Here is a 20,115-nt window from a genome sequence, read left to right as displayed (position 1 = left end):
AAATCGCGTAACGGACGGGTAGGGGGAGACCGTGATGAACGACGTGCTCGACCAGACGGTGGAGGATGTGCGCGCGGCGGCCTACCGTGTGCCGGCCGACCGGCCGGAGGCCGACGGAACCTTCGCCTGGGACGCGACGACGCTCGTGGTGGCCGAGATCAGCGCGGGGGAGGTCACGGGCACGGGCTGGACCTACGCGCCCGCCGCGGCAGCCCCGTTCCTCGCGCGGACGCTGGCCCCCGTGGTGACGGGCGCCGCCGTGCCGGACATCCCGGGCATCTGGCGGGCGATGGTCCGCCGGGTGCGCAACGCCGGGCGGCAGGGGATCGCCGGATACGCGATCTCCGCGGTCGACGTGGCCCTGTGGGACCTCAAGGCGCGGCTGCTGGGCGTGCCGCTGGTGCGCCTGTTCGGCGCCACCGGCGACCGCGTCCCCGTGTACGGCTCCGGCGGCTTCACCACCTACGACGACGACACCACCGCGGCGCAGCTGCGGCACTGGGTGCACGACCGGGGCATTCCCCGGGTGAAGATCAAGATCGGTGAGTCGTGGGGCACCGAGCCCGCGCGCGATCTGCACCGCGTGGCCCTCGCCCGGAGGGTGATCGGCCCGGACGCCGAGCTGTACGTCGACGCCAACGGCGGCTACACGGCCAAGCAGGCCGTCCGCCTGGAGCGCCGGATGCGCGACCACGACGTGCGGTGGTTCGAGGAGCCGGTGTCGTCCGACGACCTGGCCGGCCTGCGGCTGGTGCGCGAGCGCTCCGACGCCGACGTGGCCGCCGGAGAGTACGGCGGGGACCAGGTCTACTTCACCCGGATGTGCGCGGCGGGCGCGGTCGACTGCCTGCAGATCGACGCCACCCGCTGCGGCGGCTACACCGGCTGGTTCGCCGCCGCCGCTGTCGCCGCCGGGCACAACCTGCAGGTGTCCGCGCACTGCGCGCCGAACCTGCACCTGCCGGCGGCCGCGGCCACCCCCGGCCTGCGCCACGTCGAATGGTTCCACGATCACGCGCGGATCGAGACCGAGCTGTTCGACGGCGCCGCCGACCCCGTCGGCGGCGACCTGCGACCGCGGGCCGACGTCCCCGGCCTCGGCCTGACGCTGCGGCACGGCGCCGCCGAACGCTATCGCGTCGCCTGACCGTGCTGCGGGCCGGCGTCGACCGGCTGCGAGGGGGGTCCGCTCCGGCCCGCCGGGCGCCTGCCCCTGCGGATGCTGTGGGCCGCGCGGGGGTCGATCCGCTCGGTGAGTGCCAGCGCCCGGTTCAGGGAGGCGTCGGCGGTGGCGTCCTCCCCCAGTGCCAGCAGCACCTCGCTCACCATGACCAGGGTCCGGGCCTCGTCGAGCGGGGCCTGCATCTTGCGGAAGAGCGCGACGGCCTGCTGGAAGTGGGCGACGGCCTGCGCCGGATCGCACTCCGCCTGGGCCAGCTCGCCGAGCCCGACCAGCACCCGTGCCTCGGCGAGCCGCTGCTGGGAGGTGGTCGCGAGGTCCAGGGCGCGGCGCAGGACGGCGTCGGCCTCGGCGAACCTGTGCTGGCGCAGATGGGCGATGCCCAGGCCGTGCAGCGCGTACGCCTCGCCGGTGGGGTCGCCGATGTCGCGCACGATCGAGAGCGCCTCGTCGAACGCCTGAACGGCGAGAGGCACCTCCTCCGACTGCAGGTGGCCGTGCCCCATGCGGTGCAGGACCTGGGCCCTCACCCGCCTGCTCCCGCCCGACCTGCTGAGCGTCAGCGCCTCCGACAGCAGCGGCATGGCGCCGTCGAGGTCGTCGCACTCCAGCCTGAGCTGGGCGAGGTTGTGCAGGGTGTAGGCCGCGCCGACCTCGTCGCCGGACTCGCGGAAGATCTCCAGGGAGCGCTCGTAGTGCCGCACCGCCTCGCCGAGGCGGCCGTTTATCCGGTGCAGGAAGCCGATGTTGCGGGTGGCGACCGCCACACCCTGGTCGTCGCCGATCTCCACGAACAGCTCGGCCGCCGCCTCGAAGTGCCGCTGCGCGTCGACGAACCGCTGCTCGTTGACGCACAGCGTGCCCGTCCAGTGGAGCACGGTGGCCTGGCCGCGGACGTCGCCGGCCTGCCTGGTCGCCTCCAGCGCGATCTCGTGGGTCTCCCGCCAGTCGTCGAGATAGACCCGGGACTCGAAGAACGGCACGGCGTTGACCGCCAGGCCCCAGCACAGATCGGTGAAACCCGCCTGGGCCGCCTGGCGGATGCCGGAGACGAGGACCAGCCGCTCGCGCTCGAACCACGCCAGCGGCGCGGCGACGATCTGGTCGACCAGGTGCGACGGCAGCGACCAGTGGGACGTGCCGCTCCGGATCAGCGTGTCCGTGCCGTACTCGCGGTGCCGCGCCGCGTCGGCGAGGAAAAGCAGCCCGCCGAGCACCCGGGCCAGCGCCGCGTTGCGTTCGGCCGGGGGCTCCTCCGCGGCCAGGCGCTCGCGGGCGAAGACGCGGATGAGGTCGTGGAACCGGTAGCGCGCGTGCGTCCCGCGCCCGACACCGGTCGTCTCCACGAGCTGGGCGTCGGCGAGGTCGTCCAGCAGGTCCTGGGAGTCGGTGAGCGGCCGGTCGAGCAGCGCCGCGCTCGTCCATGCGGAGAAGACGTGCGAGTCGAGGATGGCCAGCCGCCTGAACAGCCGCCGGGCCTCCTCGCTCACGGCTTCGTAGGTGAGGGAGATGCTGGCCCTGATCCCCATTTCGCCGTGTTCGAGCTCGTCGAGCCTGCGGGTCTCGTCCTTGAGCCGATCCACGAGCTGCCCGATGCTCCAGTGCGGACGCGCCGACAGCCGGGCGCCGGCGATGCGCAGCGCCAGGGGCAGCCGGCCGCACAGCTCGGCGAGCACGGCCGCGTCCTGCGACTCGGACCGCACCCGCTCGGCGCCGGCGATGCGCGACAGCAGGTCGATCGACTGCGCGGAGTCGAAGACGTCCACGTCCACGTGCACCGCCCCGGCCAGCCCGGCGAGGCGGCCGCGGCTCGTGACGATGACGGCCGAGGCCGGATTGCCGGGCAGCAGCGGCAGAACCTGGCTCTCGCTGCCCACGTCGTCGAGCACGATCAGCATCCTGCGGTCGGCCAGCAGCGCCCGGTACATCTCGGCGCGCTCTTCCATGCCCTCCGGCAGCGCGGTCCCGGGCACGCCGAGCACGCGCAGGAACCGTTCGAGGACCTGCATCGGGCTGATCGGACGGCTCACCCCGCCGTGCAGGTTGGCGAAGAGCTGGCCGTCGGGGAAGTGCTCGGTGACGCTGTGCGCCGCGTGCACCGCGATCGTGCTCTTGCCGATCCCGGCCTTGCCGACCACGACCACGACGGGCACGGCGAAGCGCGCCGGGCGGTCCGGCCCGCCGATCAGCCGTTCGCGGATCTCGCGGACCTGCTGGACCCGTCCGGTGAAGTCCGCGATGTCGGTCGGGAGCATGCCGGGCACGCTGGGCACGCTGATCGGGGGTTCGGTGCTGACCTCGATGGTCGGCTCTGGCGGCCTGAGGCTCTCGTCGCAGGTGAGGATCGCGTACTCGAGCTGCTGCAGCCGCTCGTTGGGCTCGATGCCCAGTTCCTCGATCATCGTACGGCGGGCGCGCCGGTAGACCTCGAGCGCCTCGGCCTGGCGGCCGGAGCGGTACAGGGCCATCATGAGCTGGCCGCGGAGCCGTTCGCGCAGCGGATGCTCCTCGACGAGCCGGGTCAGCTCGCCGACCAGCTCGTGATGCCTGCCGAGTTCGAGTTCGAGCTCGACGCAGTCCTCGTTGGCGGTGATCCGATGCTCGCAGAGCCGGTCGGCCGCTGCCCGCACCAGTGGGCTGACGATGCTCTCCAGAGCGGGTCCGCGCCACAGCCGCAGCGCCTCCCGGTAGTGTTTGACCGCCGTATCGTAGGCGCGGCCGTCGCGTGCCCGGCGAGCCTGGCGGACCAGGCGCTCGAAACGGTTGGAGTCGAGCAGGTCGTCCTCGACCGTGATGGAGTATCCGTTCCCTCGCGTGGAGATCACCCCGGGTGGTGCGCCGGCGCCGGAGAGGAGACGGCGCAGCGCGGAGATGCAGATCTGCACCTGGGCTCGCGAGGTGTTGGGGGGATCGTCGCCGTAGACGGCCTCCATCAGGCGCGAGATCGTGATCGGCCGGCCCGCGTCCAGGAGCAGGACTGCGAGGACCGTCTGCTGCCGGATGCCACCGAGGTCCACCAGGTGACCGTGTACTTCAGCTTCGAGATCCCCGAGAATCCGAAACTCCACTCGCATCTCCCGATGAAACCGCGGCACCTATCGGACGAAACCTCCGCGATACGGTATCCGTCGTCCCTCGTCAATCATCCAACGATTCCCGGGACTTACGACGGTCAAAAGTGTGATGTGTCGCGTTTGCGCGATAGTACCCTCCCGTGTTCCGACGAGGCTAGACGAAGGCTTGACAGGAAATCAAACTTTCCGGATGAACGCGTGCGGCCGGGGGCTCCGCTGGAGTCCCCGGCCGCCGGACAACGCGTGGATCAGCCCCAGGGCGTCCCGAACAGGACAGCGGGGACGGAGACGGGGGAGGGCGGCGGGAGAACGCCGCCGGCCGCCGCGGCCGGAGCGGCCGACGCCACGAGACCGGCGGCTGCGAGGGTGATGGCGAACGCGGCGGAGGAGGCGAGTCGGGCGACGGTGTGAGAGGTGTCGTTCATTTCGGGCTACCTCGGTTTCCTGTCACAGACTGCGTGGTTCATGAGCGACCCGGTCGATCTGCTCTCACCGTGACACCGGCGGCCATCCGATCGTTATCGTGTCTCTTCCGGACGGCCATCGCCGTCCGATATCAAGAGAAATAGACGACCAATAATACGGCGATGCCGTTCCGATAACGGCGCCCGGCAGACTGACCCCAGACCCGCCGGTGTGGGTTCCGGCTGAGTAGGTGCAGGGTGGGTGATCGTCACCATGGGTATCGCGGTGCAGGCGCAGGATGGCGTCTACGGCCGGTCGGCTGCCGGCGTCCGTGCCCGTCTCGAGCAGGCGGACAACGGCCGCTGGAAGGCCGTGGCCGAGGCCGAGACCGATCCCGAGGGGCGCGTCAGGGGATGGCGCGGCCGCAAGTTCGATCGGGGCGTGTATCGCCTCGTTCTCGACAGCGGCCGCTACTTCGTCACCCTCGGGCTCAGTGCCGCCTACTCCGAGGTGGCCCTCCAGTTCCGGCTGCAGGACGAGACCGACTCATGTCAGATCTACATCCTGATCTCACCGTGCTCCTACTCCGCGTATTTCGGCGCACTGAGCTGACCCGCGGGAGACGGCGGCCATGAGCTTGGTTGAACGAGACGAGACGATGGCCCGCCTGACGGACCTGCTCGCCGGCGCCGTCGCGGGCAGGGGCGTCGTCGTGCTGGTCGACGGCGCCGTCGCGGTCGGCAAGAGCGAACTGCTGCGCGCCTTCGCCGAACGGTCCCTGGATCTCGGTGCGCTGCCGGTCACGGCGACCGGTTCGCGGATGGGGCGTGACCTTCCGCTGGGCGTGCTGGGCCAGCTCGTCCAGGACGCACCGCTGGCCCGACCCGAGCGGGAGAAAGCGGCCGCGCTGCTGGGCGAGAGCGCGGGCGGTGTGCGGCCGGGCCGGCTCGGCTCGCGGGCCGACGTGCTCCAGCAGGTCGACGCCCAGGTCGTGCATGGGCTCTGTACGATTCTGCTGGAGCTGGCCGAGCGCTGCCCGCTGCTGATCGTCGTCGACGACGTGCACCATGCCGACCCCGTCTCGCTGCTCTGCCTGGCCTACCTGTCACGGCTGGCGGCGACCGCCCGGATCATGATGCTGTTCGCCCAGGGCCCGTACGACGCGCTGTTCAGCGCCGAGTTGCTGCGCCAGCCGCACTGCCGCCGGATCAGGCTCGCCCCGCTGTCGCGTGCCGGGATCGCGGCCGTGGTGGCCGAGCGGCTCGGCCGGGAGACGGCCGAGTCGTTCGCCGAGGAATGGCACGAGTTCAGCGGCGGCAATCCGCTGCTGGCCGCGGCGCTGGCCGAGGACTACCGGGACGCCACCCGCTCGGGTGATCGTCCGCCCGGGGTCGTCGTCGGCCGCCGGTACGGCCGGGCCGTACTGGCGTGCCTGCACCGCGCCGGCCGGCGGACGCTGAAGGCGGCGCAGGGGCTGGCGGTCCTCGCCGCACCCGGCCGGCCCGAGGATTCCGAACCGCCCTGCGACCTCGCCCGGCTGCTCGGCCTCGGCGCCGCCGACGTCGACCGGGAACTGCGCGCCCTCGCCACCGGCGGCCTGATCCGGGGAGGCCGGTTCCGGCACGAGGCGGCCCGGACGGCCGTGCTGGCGGAGATGGACGCGGGGCAGCGGATGGGCCTGCACGCCCGTGCCGCCGCCCTCGCGCACGAGACCGGCGCGCCCCCATCCGTGATCGCCGATCACCTGCTGGAGGCGGGCCCGCTGGACGAGCCCTGGGTCGTCCCGGTCCTGGAGGAGGCGGCCAGGACGGCGCTGCGGACCGGGCGGGTGCGGAGCGCCGTCGCCTGCCTGCGGCGGGCCTGGCGAGAATGCGTGGACGAGGACCGGCGCGCGAGGATCACCATGATGCTGGTGCGGGCCGAGTGGCGCGTCGATCCCGGCGCCTGCACCGCCCACCTCGCCGGGCTGGCCGACATGACGCGGCGGGGCGGGCTGCGGGGGAGCGACGCGGTGGCGCTGGCCCGGGCGCTGCTGTGGCACGGCCGCTTCGACGACGCCCGCGACGTGCTGGAGCACCTGGATCGCCTCGGTGCGGCCGTGGATCCGGAGACGTACGCGGAGCTGGTCGTCACCCGGCTGTGGCTGCGCGCCACCTTCCCGCCCCTGCGGGTCCACCTGCGCCGCCCGGACAGCGTCCCCGGCGCCGTCGTGTCCCCGGAGGTCAACCGGCGGCTGGAGTCGGCGGTCACCCTCGCCGAGGTCCTGTCCGGGAGGCCGTGCGGGGAGGGCCTGGACGCTGTCGAGCGGATCCTGCGGGCCTGCCACCGGGACGGCTCGTCGACCGACACCCTGGAGAACGCGCTCCTGGCGCTCGCCTACGGCGGCCGCTGCGACCGCGCCGCGTCGTGGTGCGAGCTGTTCCGCCTGCGCGGTGAACACACCCCGGAGTCCGAGCGGAGCCCGAGCAGGCAGGCCAGGCTCGCGGCCGTCCACGCCGAGATCGCGGTCCGCCGGCGGGACATGCGCGGCGCCGAGCGCGACTCCCGCCTCGCCCTGGAGATCATCCCGGAGAGCAGCTGGGGCGTCGCCGTCGGTGGCCCCCTGTCCAGTCTCGTGCTCGCGCTGACGGCCCAGGGCAGGCACGAGGAGGCGGAGGAGTGCCTCGGCGCACCGGTCGCCGAGGCCATGTTCCAGACCAGGTACGGCCTGCACTATCTGCACGCACGGGGGTGTCACCACATGGCGACCGGGCGGCCGGCGGCGGCGCTGCGAGATTTCCGGCTCTGCGGCGATCTCATGGCGGCCTGGGATCTCGACGTGCCCGGACTCGTCCCCTGGTGCTCCGGCGCCGCGACGGCCCGTCCGCGTGCCGGGCGGCCGGTGTTCCCGCCAGAGCCGCCCGAGCCGGTCGATCTGCTGAGCGGCGCCGAGCGCCGGGTCGCCGCGCTGGCGGCGGCCGGACACACCAACCGGGAGATCGCCGGGAAGCTCTACATCACGGTCAGCACGGTCGAACAGCACCTCACGCGCGCCTACCGGAAACTGAGGATCACGCGACGGGCCGACCTGCCGCCCGCCCTGCGGTCGTCGGCCGGCCCCTCCGCCGACTCCCACACGGGGTCCTCCGCCGAGTCGGCGGTGGAGGCCGGCGAGCACGCCGTCGTCTGAGTTCCCGATGGATCGTGCCCTCGCCGAGCGGACATTTCGCAGCGAGCATCCTGGAGGTGGCCCCGTCCCGATCGGGGACGGATTCTGGGAGACAGGCATTCCCGGCGGACCTGGAGACGCCGCGGCCTCGTCCCTGGAGGAATAATTCGAGATGGCAGCTCACCGCACCGTGCTAGAGACGCCCCCGGCCGCGCCCGCGGCCACGTCGATCTTCGTCAACGGTCACTTCCCCCGCAGGCGCGGGCTGATCGTCCTGCTGGCGAGTCTGGTCGGCTTCCTGCTCACCGTGGTCTGGTCGGCCGAGTTCGTCGACCGGACGATCGGCGACAACGTCGCCAACACCCTGCTCGGCCACGATGCCAAGGCGACGCCGATCGCCGGGGTCGCCGCCGGCGTCGTGTTCGCGTTCGTCTCGGGATTGGCCGGGACGTTCACCGCCTGCAACATCGCGGCGTTCGGCGTCGTCGCGCCGATGATGGGCACGGCGAACCGGCGCTGGGCCCGGCTGGCGCACACGCTCAAACCGCTGGCCTGGATGTCGGTCGGCATGATCGCGGTGTCGGCCGCGTACGGCACGATCGTCGGGTTCGCGGGCACGAGCATGCCGCAGTTCTCCACGGCGCCGGTCGCCCCCGGCACGATGCCTCCGTACCTGATCCAGTCGGTGGTCGTGTTCGGCGTCATCGGGCTGGCGATGCTCTACCTCGGCCTGGCCGCGCTCGGTCTCGTCCGCGATCCGTTCGCCGGCGTCGCACGGCGGTTCCCGAACGCGCCGATGGTGTTCATGGGCGCGCTCATCGGCGGCTTCCTGATCGGCCGCCCGTTCCCGCTGTTCCGGCAGATGTTCCGGAGCGCGGCGGAGAGCGGGAACCCGCTGTACGGCGCCGCGGCCTTCACCCTGCAGTCCCTCGGCAACATCGTCGTCATGGCCGTGCTGTTCGTCGCCCTCACCTATTTCTCCGGCGACCGGTTGCGGCGAGTGCTCACCGCCAAGCCGAGCCGGATCGCGGTCCTGACCGGGGCCGCCCTGATCGTCGCCGGCGTCTTCACCTTCCTCTACTGGGACGTGCGCCTGCTCGCCCGCCGGGAGATCATCCCGTGGTATCCGGTCATCCCCTGGTAGCGATCGCCGATCTGCCGCAGGCCCCCGCAAATGCGGGGGCCTGCGCATTTCTGTATCGAATTCCGGCCGATTAATCGACGTAGAGTGTCGCAATCCGGGAGATGTGTCACGCTATCCCGCATATGACCATGGAATGGTGCGGCCTTAGGTGAGGAGAACCATTCATGGCGACACTGCTGGGTTCACTGCGCAGGCTTGTTCTGGCCCCGTCATTGGCCGATGTGACCTTCGGCGCACGGGGATTTCCCGGATCCGCCACAGCGGCCACCCGCCGATTGGAGGCCATTCCCCAAGCCGTGGTCTGCGGATTCGAATGGGGGATCGACGCCGTGGACCAGTGGGAGGTCGAACGCCGGCTGGAGATGGTCGACCCCGAGCTGCGCGGCTTCGCCTACGAGGGCACGACGATGGCCTTCACCATCCTCGACGCGATGGGCGGCGGACGCGGCCGGCGCACCCGGGAGCTGCTGCTCGGGCCGGGGCGGCCGCACATCCTCCTCGCCTACATCGGTATCGGGTTCGCCATGGCCCGGCTGCCCCGGCGGCTGTGGCGGCGGGTGATGCCCGACTTGGCGGGCTCTCCCTACCACCCGACGATGAGCTGGCTGGCCGTCGACGGCTACGGCTTCGACCGCGCCTACTTCGACACCCGGCGCTGGGTCGACGAGCAGCGCGTGCCGGAGCCGTACCCGTGGGAGGGCTCGCCCGAGTACTTCCTCCGGGCCGTCGACCAGGGCATCGGCCGGGCGCTGTGGTTCATCCACGGTGCCAGGGTGGCCGACGTCGCCGCGGCCGTGGGGCGCTTCGCGAGCCACCGCCAGGCCGATCTGTGGAGCGGGGTCGGCCTGGCCGCGGCCTTCGCCGGCGGGTGCGGGGCCGACGACCTCGCCGCGCTGCGCCGGACGGCCGGGGAGCACCGCGCCGAGCTGGCCCAGGGCGTGGTGTTCGCCGCCACGGCGAGGGACTGGTCCGGATCGGTGCCCGCGCACACGGAGGTCGCCGCCCACGCCCTGGCGGACCTCTCCGTACGGGACGCCGTCGCGCTCGCCGGCGACACCGCCGTCGAGCCCACCGGGTCAGGCCCGGTTCCCCAGTACGAGCTGTGGCGAACCCGGGTGCGCGCCCGTTTCACGCCGGCGAATCTGCTCGATAGTTCCTCCTGACTTTTCTCTGTATTTCTTCAGATTCATCAGACTTTCTCCCACCGAAATTCCCGCTGTTTCACCGAGTTTCTGAAGACACGCCGATGGAGGGTGGTAGAGGTAATTGACGAATTTTCTCCGGACGCTGAGACGCCGGATCATGACCCCCGACATTTCAGAGACCAAGCTCGCGACCCGCGGTTTCCATGTGAAGAGCCCCGAGGCCCAGGACCTGCTGGAGACGATCGGCGCCACCTTTCTCACCGGGTACGGCCTGGCCGCGCAGGCGCGCACCCCCGCCGAGGCCGAGGAGCATCTGGAGCGCGTCCCCCTGCGCTTCCGGGGCTTCGCCTACGAGGGCGCCGGGATGGCGCTGGCCGTCCTCGACGCGCTGCCGCTGCCGGGCGGCCGCAGGGTCGAGACCTTCCTCTCCGGACGCGGTGACGACCACATCTACATGGTCTACGTCGGCATCGGCTGGGCGATGGCCCGGGTGCCGAGGTTCCGGTGGCCCCGGGCCGGCACGCTCGATCCGCTGCTGCGCTGGCTGGTGCTGGACGGATACGGATTCCACCAGGCGTACTTCCACACCGAGCGGTACGTGCACCGGCAATACCGGGCCCCGGCCTTCCCGTGGCCGTCCGGCGGCGCCGTCTCCCCGGCCGACCGGGCCTACGCCAACCGGGCCATCGACCAGGGCATCGGGCGGGCCCTGTGGTTCGTCGCCGGTGCCGACGCGGCCAGGACGGTGTCTCTGATCGAGGGGTTCGCCGAGCAGCGGCACCCGGACCTGTACGCCGGCGCGGGGCTGGCCGCGACCTACGCGGGCGGCGCCGACGAGCGGGAGCTCCGGCGACTCCGGGAAGACGCCGGCCCCCACCGGTCCCAGATCGCGCAGGGCTGCGCGTTCGCCGCTGAGGCCAGGGTGCGGGCCGGGCTGCTCGGCCCGCACACCACGCTCGCCGCCGAGATCTTCTGCGGTACGAGCGCCGAGCAGGCGGCGCTGGTCACCCGGCGGCTCCGGCAGGAGCAGTCGCTTCAGGGCGGTGAGGTTCCCGCCTACGAGGTCTGGCGGCAGCGCGTCGCCGGCGAGTTCGTATCCCTTGGAGGTGTAACCCGGTGACCGCGACACTTGGCCGGCTGCGCAGGCAACTGCCCGGCATCGTCGCTCTCGTGCTGGTCGCGAGCGTCTTCCTGATCGCCCGCCTGCCGTCGTACTCCGCCGCCGAGACGGCGGAGATGGCCGGCAGGTACTCGTTCAAGCCGATGTCCATCGCCCTGCCCGGCGGATATGCCCAGCAGTCGATCCGCAAGGTCAACAAGGACTACACGCACATCGACGCCTGGATCTCCTCGGTCGGCGCGGCGATCGCGATGAACGACCTGGACGGCGACGGTCTCGCCAACGACCTGTGCCTCGTCGACCCCCGCATCGACGAGGTCGTCGTCACGCCGGTCCCCGACGCGCGCTCCGGCCGGTACGAGCCGTTCGCGCTGGACCCCGGCACGCTGCCGATGAACGACCACATGGCCCCCATGGGCTGCGTCCCCGGCGACTTCAACGAGGACGGCAGGCTCGACCTGCTCGTCTACATGTGGGGCCGCACCCCGATCGTGTACCTCGCCAAATCCGGCGCTACCGGCCTCGCCGCCGATGCCTACCACCCGGTCGAGCTGGTGCCCGGCCAGGGCACCCGATACGCGGGCCCGCAGTGGAACACCAACGCCGCGACCGTGGCCGACTTCGACGGCGACGGCCACGACGACATCTTCATCGGCAACTACTTCCCCGACGGCCCGGTGCTCGATCCCAACGTCGCCGGCGGCGTTGTCATGAACGACTCCATGTCCACCGGCTTCAACGGCGGCGATGACCACTTCTTCCGGTGGACCTCGGCCACCGCCGGCGACACGCCCTCGATCTCCTTCCAGCAAGTCGACGACGTGCTGCCCGAGGACGTGTCCAGGGGCTGGGAGCTCGCCGCCGCCGCGGTCGACCTGGACGGCGACCAGCTCCCCGAGCTGTACCTCGGCAACGACTTCGGCCCGGACCGGCTGCTGCACAACCGCTCCACCCCCGGCCGCATCGAGATGGCGCTCGTCGAGGGCGTGAACACACCCCTCATTCCCAAGTCGAAGTCGCTCGGCCACGACTCCTTCAAGGGCATGGGCGTCGACTTCGGCGATCTGAACCGTGACGGACTGTACGACATGTTCGTCAGCAACATCACCACGTCGTGGGGCATCCAGGAGAGCAACTTCCACTTCGTCTCCACGGCGGCGGACCAGGCCGAGCTGCGCGCCAGGCTGCGCGCCGGTGAGGCGCCGTGGCGGGACGAGAGCGGACCGGCCGGCACGGCGTGGTCGGGCTGGGGCTGGGACGTCAAGATCGACGACTTCGACAACAGCGGCGAACCCGCCATCGTCCAGGCCACCGGCTTCGTGAAGGGCCAGACCGACCGCTGGCCGCAGCTGCAGGAGCTGGCCACCGCCAACGACCGCCTGCTGCAGAACCCGACCTGGTGGCCGAACGTACGGGCCGGGGACGACATCGCGGGCCACCAGACGCTGCGCTTCTTCGTCAAGGGCCCCGCCGGGCAGTACGCGGACCTGGCGCCCGAGCTCGGCCTGGCCGTACCCGTGCCGACCCGCGGCATCGCGACCGGGGACGCCGACGGCGACGGACGGCTGGACTTCGCCGTCGCCAGGCAGTGGGACGAGCCGGTCTTCTACCACAACGAGAGCCCCTCACCCGGGTCCTACCTGTCGCTGCGGCTGGCCCACGAGACCGGCTCGCCGGCCACCGGCGCGCAGGTGACCGTGACGGCCCCCGACGGCCGCGAACTGATCGGCCGGGTCGACGGCAGCAGCGGGCACTCCGGGCGGCGTAGCAGCGACGTCCACATCGGGCTCGGCGCCGGTGTCACCGGCCCGGTGCAGGTGCACCTGCGCTGGCGCGACCGCACCGGACAGGTGCGGGACCAGGACCTCCGGCTGACCCCGGGCCGGCACATCTTCACGCTCGGCCGGCAGGCCAGGGAGAAGTGATCCACATGACTGAGCAGAAGTCCAGCGTGTCGCCACGCGAGCCCAAAGCGGTGATCGCCCTACGCAACTTCGCGATCTCGATCTCGGTCTTCAACATCGTCGGCTATGTGTTCCTCGGTTTCGAGCAGCCCTGGCTGTGGCCCTTCGTCGCCATCGCCACCGGTTACGCCACCGAGATCGGGCTGGAGCACCTCGGGGCCAGGGTGGAGGGCCGGGCACCCCGCTACCTCGGCAGAGGACCGCGCGGGCTGGTGGAGTTCCTCTACCCGGCGCACATCACCAGCCTCGCCATGAACATGCTGATCTACGTCAACGACCAGATCCTCGTGCTCATCTTCGGGGTCGTCGTCGCGGTCGGCGCCAAATGGGTGTTGCGCGCGCCGGTGCGGGGCAAGCTGCGGCACTTCATGAACCCGTCGAACTTCGGCATCGCGATCATCCTGCTGCTCTTGCCCTGGGCCAGCATCGCCCCGCCGTACCACTTCACCGAATACGTGGACGGCTGGGTGGACTGGCTCATCCCCGGGATCATCATCCTCGGCGGGACGATGCTGAACGGGAAGCTCACCGGCCGGATGCCGCTGATCGCCGCGTGGGTCGGCGTCTTCGCCCTCCAGGCGATCGTGCGCGGCGTCTTCTTCGGCACGTCGATCCCCGCGGCCCTCGGCATGATGACCGGCGTCGCCTTCGTGCTGTTCACCAACTACATGATCACCGACCCGGGGACGACCCCGTCCAGACCGGCCGCCCAGATGGCCTTCGGTGGTGGCGTCGCGCTCGTGTACGGCCTGCTCACCGCGCTGCACATCGCGTACGCGATCTTCTTCGCCACCGCCGTGGTCTGCGCGGTGCGCGGTGTCTTCTTCTGGGCGCTGCACTTCGTCGACCGGGCCCGTGAGCAGCGGGAGGCGACCGTGCGCGCCGCGGCGGCCGAGGCGGTGCCGACTGGGGAGCGGACGCCGATTCCGGCGGCGGCCGCGGTCGGGCCCGCCCCGGCCATGGAGAAAGAGGTCGCATCCATATGAACAAGATCGCGATTGTCGGAATGGCGTGTCTTTACCCGGACGCCGTCTCCCCGAGAGAGCTGTGGGAGAACGCTCTCGCCGGCCGTCGCGCGTTCCGCCGCCTGCCCGACGTGCGGATGTGCCTGGAGGACTACTGGGACCCCGATCCGACGGTGCCGGACCGCTTCTACGCCCGCACCGCCGCGGTGATCGAAGGGTACGAGTTCGACCGGATCGGCTACAAGATCGCGGGAAGCACCTACCGGTCGACCGACCTCACCCACTGGCTCGCGCTCGACGTCGCCGCGCGTGCGCTGGCGGACGCGGGGTTCCCGCAGGCGGAGGGACTGCCGCGCGAACGCACCGGCGTCGTCGTGGGAAACACCCTCACCGGCGAGTTCACCAGGGCCAACGTCATGCGCCTGCGCTGGCCGTATGTCCGGCGGACGGTGGCGGCCTCGCTGAAGGAGCACGGCTGGGACGACGAACGGCTGGCCGGGTTCCTCGACGACCTCGAGACCGCCTACAAGAGCCCCTTCCCGCCCATCGACGAGGACACCCTCGCCGGCGGCCTGTCCAACACCATCGCGGGGCGGATCTGCAACCACTTCGACCTGGGCGGCGGCGGTTACACGGTCGACGGCGCCTGCTCCTCCTCGCTGCTGTCGGTGACCACCGCGTGCCGGGCACTCCTCGACGGTGACGTCGACGTCGCCGTCGCCGGCGGTGTGGACCTGTCGATCGACCCGTTCGAGATCATCGGGTTCGCCAAGACCGGCGCCCTGGCCAAGAGCGAGATGCGCCTGTACGACCGGCACTCCAACGGCTTCTGGCCGGGGGAGGGCTGCGGCATGGTCGTGCTCATGCGCGAGCCGGACGCGGTCGAGGCCGGCCGGCGGATCTACGCCACCATCGCGGGCTGGGGCATCTCCTCCGACGGCCGGGGCGGCATGACCAGGCCCGAGGTCGGCGGCTACCGGCTGGCGCTGCGGCGGGCCTACGACCGGGCCGGCTTCGGCATCGAGACCGTCGGCCTGTTCGAGGGACACGGCACCGGCACGGCGGTCGGCGACGCCACCGAGCTCACCGCGCTGTCGCAGTCCAGGGCCGAAGCCGACGCCACGGCGCGGCCCGCCGCCGTCACCTCGATCAAGGGCATGATCGGGCACGCCAAGGCGGCGGCCGGGGTGGCCGGCCTGATCAAGGCGGCGATGGCCGTCCACGAGCAGGTGCTCCCGCCCGCGATCGGCTGCGTCGACCCGCACCAGGTGCTGACCGGCGAGGACGCCGCGCTGCGCGTGCTGCGTAAGGCCGAGCCGTGGCCGGACGGTCCGGTGCGCGCCGGCGTCACGGCCATGGGCTTCGGCGGCATCAACACCCACGTGGTGCTGGAGCGCAGCGGTCCGCGCCGCCGCGCGCGGCCGCCGTCGCGGACCCGGATGCTCGCCTCCTCACTGCAGGACGTGGAGCTGCTGCTGGTCGATGCCGTCTCGGCCGAGGCGATGCACCAGCGGCTGGCCGAGCTCGCCGAGTTCGTGCCGCGGCTGTCCTACGCCCAGCTCGCCGACCTGGCCGCCGTACTGCAACGCGAACTGCGCGACCAGCCCTTCCGCGCGGCCGTCGTCGTGTCCTCCCCGGAGGACGCGGAGCGGCAGCTGCAGCGGGTGCTGAACGCCATCGAAGAGGGCGAGACGCGCCTGTTCTCCCCGGACGGCCGTGCGTTCTTCGGCCGGGCCGAGGAGCCGGCCCGGATCGGTTACCTCTTCCCCGGCCAGGGCTCCGGCCGCGGCACCGGCGGCGGCGCGCTGCGGCGGCGCTTCGCCGAGGCGGAGGAGATCTACACCAGGGCGGCGCTGCCCACGTCGGGCGACATGGTGGCCACCCAGGTCGCCCAGCCCCGCATCGTCACCGGCTCGCTGGCCGGTCTGCGCGTGCTGTCCCTGCTCGGAGTGGAGGCCGACGTCGCGGTCGGCCACAGCCTGGGCGAGCTGTCGGCGCTGCACTGGGCCGGAGTGTTCGGGACCGGAACGTTCGGGGAGGAGGCCGTGCTGCGCCTGGCGGCCCACCGCGGCCGGGCCATGGCCGATCTCAGCGCCTCCGGCACCATGGCCGGTGTCCGGGCGGCGCCCGAGGCCGTGGCCGAGCTGCTGACCGGCCTGCCCGTGGTGATCGCCGGATACAACGGCCCTCGGCAGACGGTCGTGTCCGGGCCGGTCGACGCGGTCGAGGCGGTCGGCCGCAGGGCGGTGGAGGCCGGTCTGACCTGGACTCCGCTGGCGGTCTCGCACGCCTTCCACTCCCCGCTGGTCGCCCCGGCGGCCGAGGCCTTCGGCGTACGGCTCGATCACGAGTCTCCCGCCCCGGTCGAGCGCCGGGTCGTCTCCACGGTCACCGGGGCGGAGCTGGACCGGGACACCGACGTCTCGGCGCTGCTGCGCCGCCAGATCACCGAGCCGGTGCGGTTCGCCCAGGCCGTCGAGCTGGCCGCCAAGGACACCGACCTGTTCGTCGAGGTCGGACCGGGCCGGGTGCTCGGCGGCCTGGCCGCGGCGGCCACCGACGTGCCCGCCGTCGCCCTCGACACCGACGACGAGTCGCTGGCCGGCCTGCTGGGGGTGGCCGGCGCGGCCTACGTGGCCGGCGTCCCGATCCTCCACGAGGAGCTCTTCCACGGCCGCCTCGTGCGGCCGATCGAGATCGGCGCCGAGTTCGAGTTCTTCGCCAGCCCCGCCGAGCAGGCGCCGCGGGTGCCGGCGGCACGGGCCGCGCGGCCGGGGGCCGGCTCCGCCGCCGGGAACCACGGGGAACCGGCGCCGTCCGCATCGATGACATCCGCATCGGGGCGGCCGACGGCCGGATCGTCCGGCGAGTCCACCCGGTCCAGCCTGGAACTGCTGCGGAACCTCGCGGCCGATCGCGCCGAGCTGCCGCTCGACATGGTGGGACCGGACAGCCGCCCCCTCGACGAGCTGCACCTCAGCTCGGTCACCGTCCTGCACATCCTCGACCAGGCCACCCAGCGGCTCGGCGTGCCGGCCGGGATGGCCCCCACCAACCTCGCCACCGCCAGCCTCCGCGAGCTGGCCGCGGCGCTGGACGAACTGGTGGTCGGCACCACCGGCGCGGCGCGGTCCGGTGGTGCGGTGAGGCGCGCGGCGGGCCCGGTCGCCGGGGCCGCCCCCTGGGCCAGGCCGTTCCGCGTCGATCTCGACGAGCTGCCGGTGCCCGCACGCGGCGCCCCCGAGGCGTGCGGGACCTGGCAGGTGTTCGCCCCCGGCGGAGCGGCGCTCGCCGAGCCGCTGCGCCGGGCACTCCAGCGGGAGGAGATCGGCTCGGGCGTGCTGGTGTGCCTGCCGCCGCAGTGCGGCACCGAGCACCTGGAGCACGTCCTGACCGGGGCCAGGGCGGCCCTGGCCGGTCCGCCCGGCACCCGCTTCGTCCTGGTCCAGCACGGCCGGGGGGCGGCGGGGCTCGCCAAGACCCTGCACCTGGAGGCCCCGCACCTGCGGACCACCGTCGTCCACGTGCCGGCCCGGTCCGCCGCCGTCGACTGGGTGGTGGCCGAGGTGGCGGCGACCACCGACTTCGCCGAGGCGCACTACGACGACGCGGGCGTACGCAGGGTGCCCACGCTGCGGGCGATGCCGGCCCGGGCCGACCGCACCCGGCAGCCGCTCGACGCGTCCGACGTGCTGCTGGTCACCGGAGGGGGCAAGGGCATCACCGCGGAGTGCGCGCTGGCGGTGGCCGCCGACACCGGCGCCCGGCTGGCCGTGCTCGGCCGGTCCGACCCGGCCGACGATCCGGAGCTGGACGGCAACCTCCGGCGCATGGCCGACGCCGGGGTGACCGTGCGCTACGCCAGGGCCGACGTGGCCGACCCCGACCAGGTGCGCCGCGTGGTCGCCGACCTGACCGCCGAACTCGGACCGGTCACCGCGGTGCTGCACGGCGCCGGCCGCAACGAGCCGGCCGCGCTGACCGGGCTCGATCCGGCCGCGTTCCGCCGGACGTTCGCCCCCAAGGTGGACGGCCTGCGTCACGTGCTCGACGCGGTCGACCCCGACCGGCTGCGTCTCCTGGTGACCTTCGGCAGCATCATCGGCCGGGCCGGGCTGCCGGGGGAGGCCCACTACGCCACCGCCAACGAGTGGCTCGCCGACCTCACCACGGGCTTCGCCGCGGAGCACCCCCACTGCCGCACGTTGTGTCTGGAATGGTCGGTGTGGTCCAAGGTCGGCATGGGCGAACGCCTGTCGGTCGTCGACGACCTGACCCGCAAGGGCGTCACACCGATCTCTCCCGAGCAGGGTGTGGAGATCATGCGCAGGCTGATCGCCGACCCCGACGCGCCGTCCGTGGTCGTGATCAGCGGCCGGACCGAGGGGATCGCCACGGTGCGGCGTGAGCTGCCGCCGCTGCCGCTGCGACGGTTCGTCGGCAGGCCGCTGATCCGCTATCACGGCGTCGAACTCGTCACCGAGATCGAGATGAACGCGGGCACCGACCTCTATCTGGCCGATCACCTGCTCGACGGCAACCTCCTGTTCCCCGCCGTGCTTGGCATGGAGGCGATGTCCCAGGTGGCCTGCGCGGCGGCGGGACGGGACACGGTCGCCGTGATCGAGGAGGCGGACTTCCTGCGGCCCCTCATCGTGTCGCCCGGCGGCAGCACCACCCTGCGCATCGCCGCGACCGTCGTCGACGACGAGACGGCCCAGGTCGCCATCCGGAGCGCCGAGACGGGCTTCGACGTGGAGCACTTCCGGGCCCGGGTGCGGTTCACCGGCGGGCCCGTGCCGGACGGGCCGCCCGCCCAGGTCGCCGACGGTCTCGCTCCCGTGCCGCTCGATCCGGCCACCGAGATGTACGGCGACGTGCTGTTCCAGGGGCCACGCTTCCACCGGTTGCGCCGCTATCACCGGGCCGCGGCCCGGCACGTCGACGCCGACGTGGCCGCGGTGCCGGCGGACGACTGGTTCGCCGCCTACCTCCCGGCGGACCTGATGCTCGGCGACCCGGGCCTGCGGGACGCGCTGATGCACGGCAACCAGGTCTGCGTGCCGGACGCAACGCTGCTGCCCACCCGGATCGACCGGCTGCACCCGGCGCGATCCCGGGACGGGGAACTGCGTTACTGCGCCACCGAGCGGCTGCGCGACGGCGACACCTACGTCTACGACGTCGCGGTACGCGACGCGGACGGCCGGGTCGTGGAGCGCTGGGAGGGCCTGCACCTGCAGGCCGTACGCAGAAAGGACGGACGAGGTCCCTGGGCCGCACCGCTGCTCGGCCCCTACCTCGAGCGGATGACCGAGGAACTGGTGGGCGCCCGGGTGGCGGTGGCCGTCGAACCACTCGAATCCGCGTCCCCCGAAGGTCGCGGGGCCCCCGGCGGGGCGGACGCGGCACGGGCGCGGGCGGCGGTGGCCGCCGGGCGGGCGGCCGGACACCCGGTCGAGCTCCGGGAGGGACCGGGTGATCGGCGCTACCTCGCGGACGGGCTCGTCGTGTCCGCCGCACACGGCGCGGGGGTCACCCTCTGCGTGGCGTCCCCCCTGCCGGAAGACCCGCCGGAAGACCTGCCGGCAGGGCCGGCGACAGACCCGGCGGCGGAGCAGACGCGGGGCGCGGGCGTCCCCCTCGGCTGCGCGGTCACGCCCGTCGTGGAACGACCGGCGGCGGGGTGGCACGACACGCTCGGCGCGCATGCCGGGCTCGCCGAGGCGATCAGCGGGCAGACCGGCGACGCGGCCGACACGGCGGGAACGCGGCTGCTCGCCGCCGTGGAGTGCCTGCGCGCGGCCGGCCTCCCGGCGGATCTCCCGCTCACGCTCCTTCCGGGCAGTCGTCCCGCCTGGGCGGTCCTCGCCGCAGGCGAGGTGCGGGTCGTGACGCTCGTCACGACCCTGCGCGACGCGGCGAGCGGCCCGGTCGTGTGCGCGATCCTCACCGAAGGGCGGTCGTGAA

Annotated in this window: 11 protein-coding genes; 9 read left to right on the top strand and 2 right to left on the bottom strand. The window is 72.6% G+C overall.

Translation table 11 applies throughout. The features are described from left to right. The first annotated feature begins 34 nt into the window (after positions 1-34). The gene (locus ACQP1K_RS15075) at positions 35-1,147 is read left to right on the top strand and encodes an enolase C-terminal domain-like protein (RefSeq protein WP_433496319.1); all 1,113 of its coding nucleotides are present in this window, start codon (positions 35-37) and stop codon (positions 1,145-1,147) included. Here the strand turns inward: ACQP1K_RS15075 and ACQP1K_RS15070 are convergent. Together ACQP1K_RS15070 and ACQP1K_RS15065 are read right to left on the bottom strand one after the other, a co-directional pair. Next, positions 1,132-4,248, bottom strand: coding sequence for an AfsR/SARP family transcriptional regulator (locus ACQP1K_RS15070; protein WP_433496318.1), 3,117 nt, complete (start codon positions 4,246-4,248; stop codon positions 1,132-1,134). The two genes, ACQP1K_RS15075 and ACQP1K_RS15070, sit on opposite strands and share 16 nt — an antisense overlap. A gap of 254 nt (positions 4,249-4,502) precedes the next feature. After that, on the bottom strand, positions 4,503-4,679 hold the full coding sequence (locus tag ACQP1K_RS15065) for a hypothetical protein (RefSeq protein WP_433496317.1): 177 nt from the start codon (positions 4,677-4,679) through the stop codon (positions 4,503-4,505). A gap of 241 nt (positions 4,680-4,920) precedes the next feature. On the opposite strand from ACQP1K_RS15065, the gene ACQP1K_RS15060 reads away from it, so the two are divergent. The 8 genes from ACQP1K_RS15060 to ACQP1K_RS15025 all read left to right on the top strand — a co-directional run bounded on the left by ACQP1K_RS15060 (position 4,921) and on the right by ACQP1K_RS15025 (position 20,114). Further along, positions 4,921-5,271: a hydroxyisourate hydrolase gene (locus ACQP1K_RS15060; protein ID WP_433496316.1), complete on the top strand. Its 351-nt coding sequence runs from the start codon at positions 4,921-4,923 to the stop codon at positions 5,269-5,271. Between the two features lie 19 nt (positions 5,272-5,290). Then, positions 5,291-7,828, top strand: coding sequence for an AAA family ATPase (locus ACQP1K_RS15055; protein ID WP_433496315.1), 2,538 nt, complete (start codon positions 5,291-5,293; stop codon positions 7,826-7,828). 151 nt (positions 7,829-7,979) lie between these two features. Beyond that, positions 7,980-8,951: a hypothetical protein gene (locus ACQP1K_RS15050; RefSeq protein WP_433496314.1), complete on the top strand. Its 972-nt coding sequence runs from the start codon at positions 7,980-7,982 to the stop codon at positions 8,949-8,951. Positions 8,952-9,115: 164 nt separating this feature from the next. Further along, positions 9,116-10,114, top strand: a complete 999-nt coding sequence (locus ACQP1K_RS15045) for a DUF1702 family protein (protein ID WP_433496313.1) — start codon at positions 9,116-9,118, stop codon at positions 10,112-10,114. Between the two features lie 103 nt (positions 10,115-10,217). Then, complete coding sequence (locus ACQP1K_RS15040; protein WP_433496312.1) at positions 10,218-11,216, top strand: DUF1702 family protein; 999 nt, start codon at positions 10,218-10,220, stop codon at positions 11,214-11,216. Further along, positions 11,213-13,141, top strand: coding sequence for an FG-GAP repeat domain-containing protein (locus ACQP1K_RS15035; protein ID WP_433496311.1), 1,929 nt, complete (start codon positions 11,213-11,215; stop codon positions 13,139-13,141). Before ACQP1K_RS15040 ends, ACQP1K_RS15035 begins: the two co-directional genes overlap by 4 nt. A gap of 5 nt (positions 13,142-13,146) precedes the next feature. Beyond that, positions 13,147-14,166 carry an enediyne biosynthesis protein gene (locus tag ACQP1K_RS15030; RefSeq protein ID WP_433496310.1) on the top strand — a complete coding sequence of 340 codons (1,020 nt, stop codon included), beginning with the start codon at positions 13,147-13,149 and terminating at the stop codon, positions 14,164-14,166. Further along, positions 14,163-20,114, top strand: a complete 5,952-nt coding sequence (locus ACQP1K_RS15025; protein WP_433496309.1) for a type I polyketide synthase — start codon at positions 14,163-14,165, stop codon at positions 20,112-20,114. The genes ACQP1K_RS15030 and ACQP1K_RS15025 overlap by 4 nt, the downstream gene beginning before the upstream one ends. Position 20,115 lies beyond the last annotated feature (1 nt).

Origin of the sequence: Sphaerimonospora sp. CA-214678 (assembly GCF_050942215.1) — a bacterium.
Classification (GTDB): Bacteria; Actinomycetota; Actinomycetes; order Streptosporangiales; family Streptosporangiaceae; genus Sphaerimonospora.
This window is presented reverse-complemented; position numbering and strand designations above follow the sequence as displayed.

Excerpts from the sequence above, each read along its gene's own strand:
- ACQP1K_RS15030 (WP_433496310.1), top strand. The coding sequence starts at position 13,147 with ATGACTGAGCAGAAGTCCAGCGTGTCGCCACGCGAGCCCAAAGCGGTG.
- ACQP1K_RS15065 (WP_433496317.1), bottom strand. The coding sequence starts at position 4,679 with ATGAACGACACCTCTCACACCGTCGCCCGACTCGCCTCCTCCGCCGCG.
- ACQP1K_RS15050 (WP_433496314.1), top strand. The coding sequence starts at position 7,980 with ATGGCAGCTCACCGCACCGTGCTAGAGACGCCCCCGGCCGCGCCCGCG.
- ACQP1K_RS15055 (WP_433496315.1), top strand. The coding sequence starts at position 5,291 with ATGAGCTTGGTTGAACGAGACGAGACGATGGCCCGCCTGACGGACCTG.
- ACQP1K_RS15075 (WP_433496319.1), top strand. The coding sequence starts at position 35 with ATGAACGACGTGCTCGACCAGACGGTGGAGGATGTGCGCGCGGCGGCC.
- ACQP1K_RS15025 (WP_433496309.1), top strand. The coding sequence starts at position 14,163 with ATGAACAAGATCGCGATTGTCGGAATGGCGTGTCTTTACCCGGACGCC.
- ACQP1K_RS15045 (WP_433496313.1), top strand. The coding sequence starts at position 9,116 with ATGGCGACACTGCTGGGTTCACTGCGCAGGCTTGTTCTGGCCCCGTCA.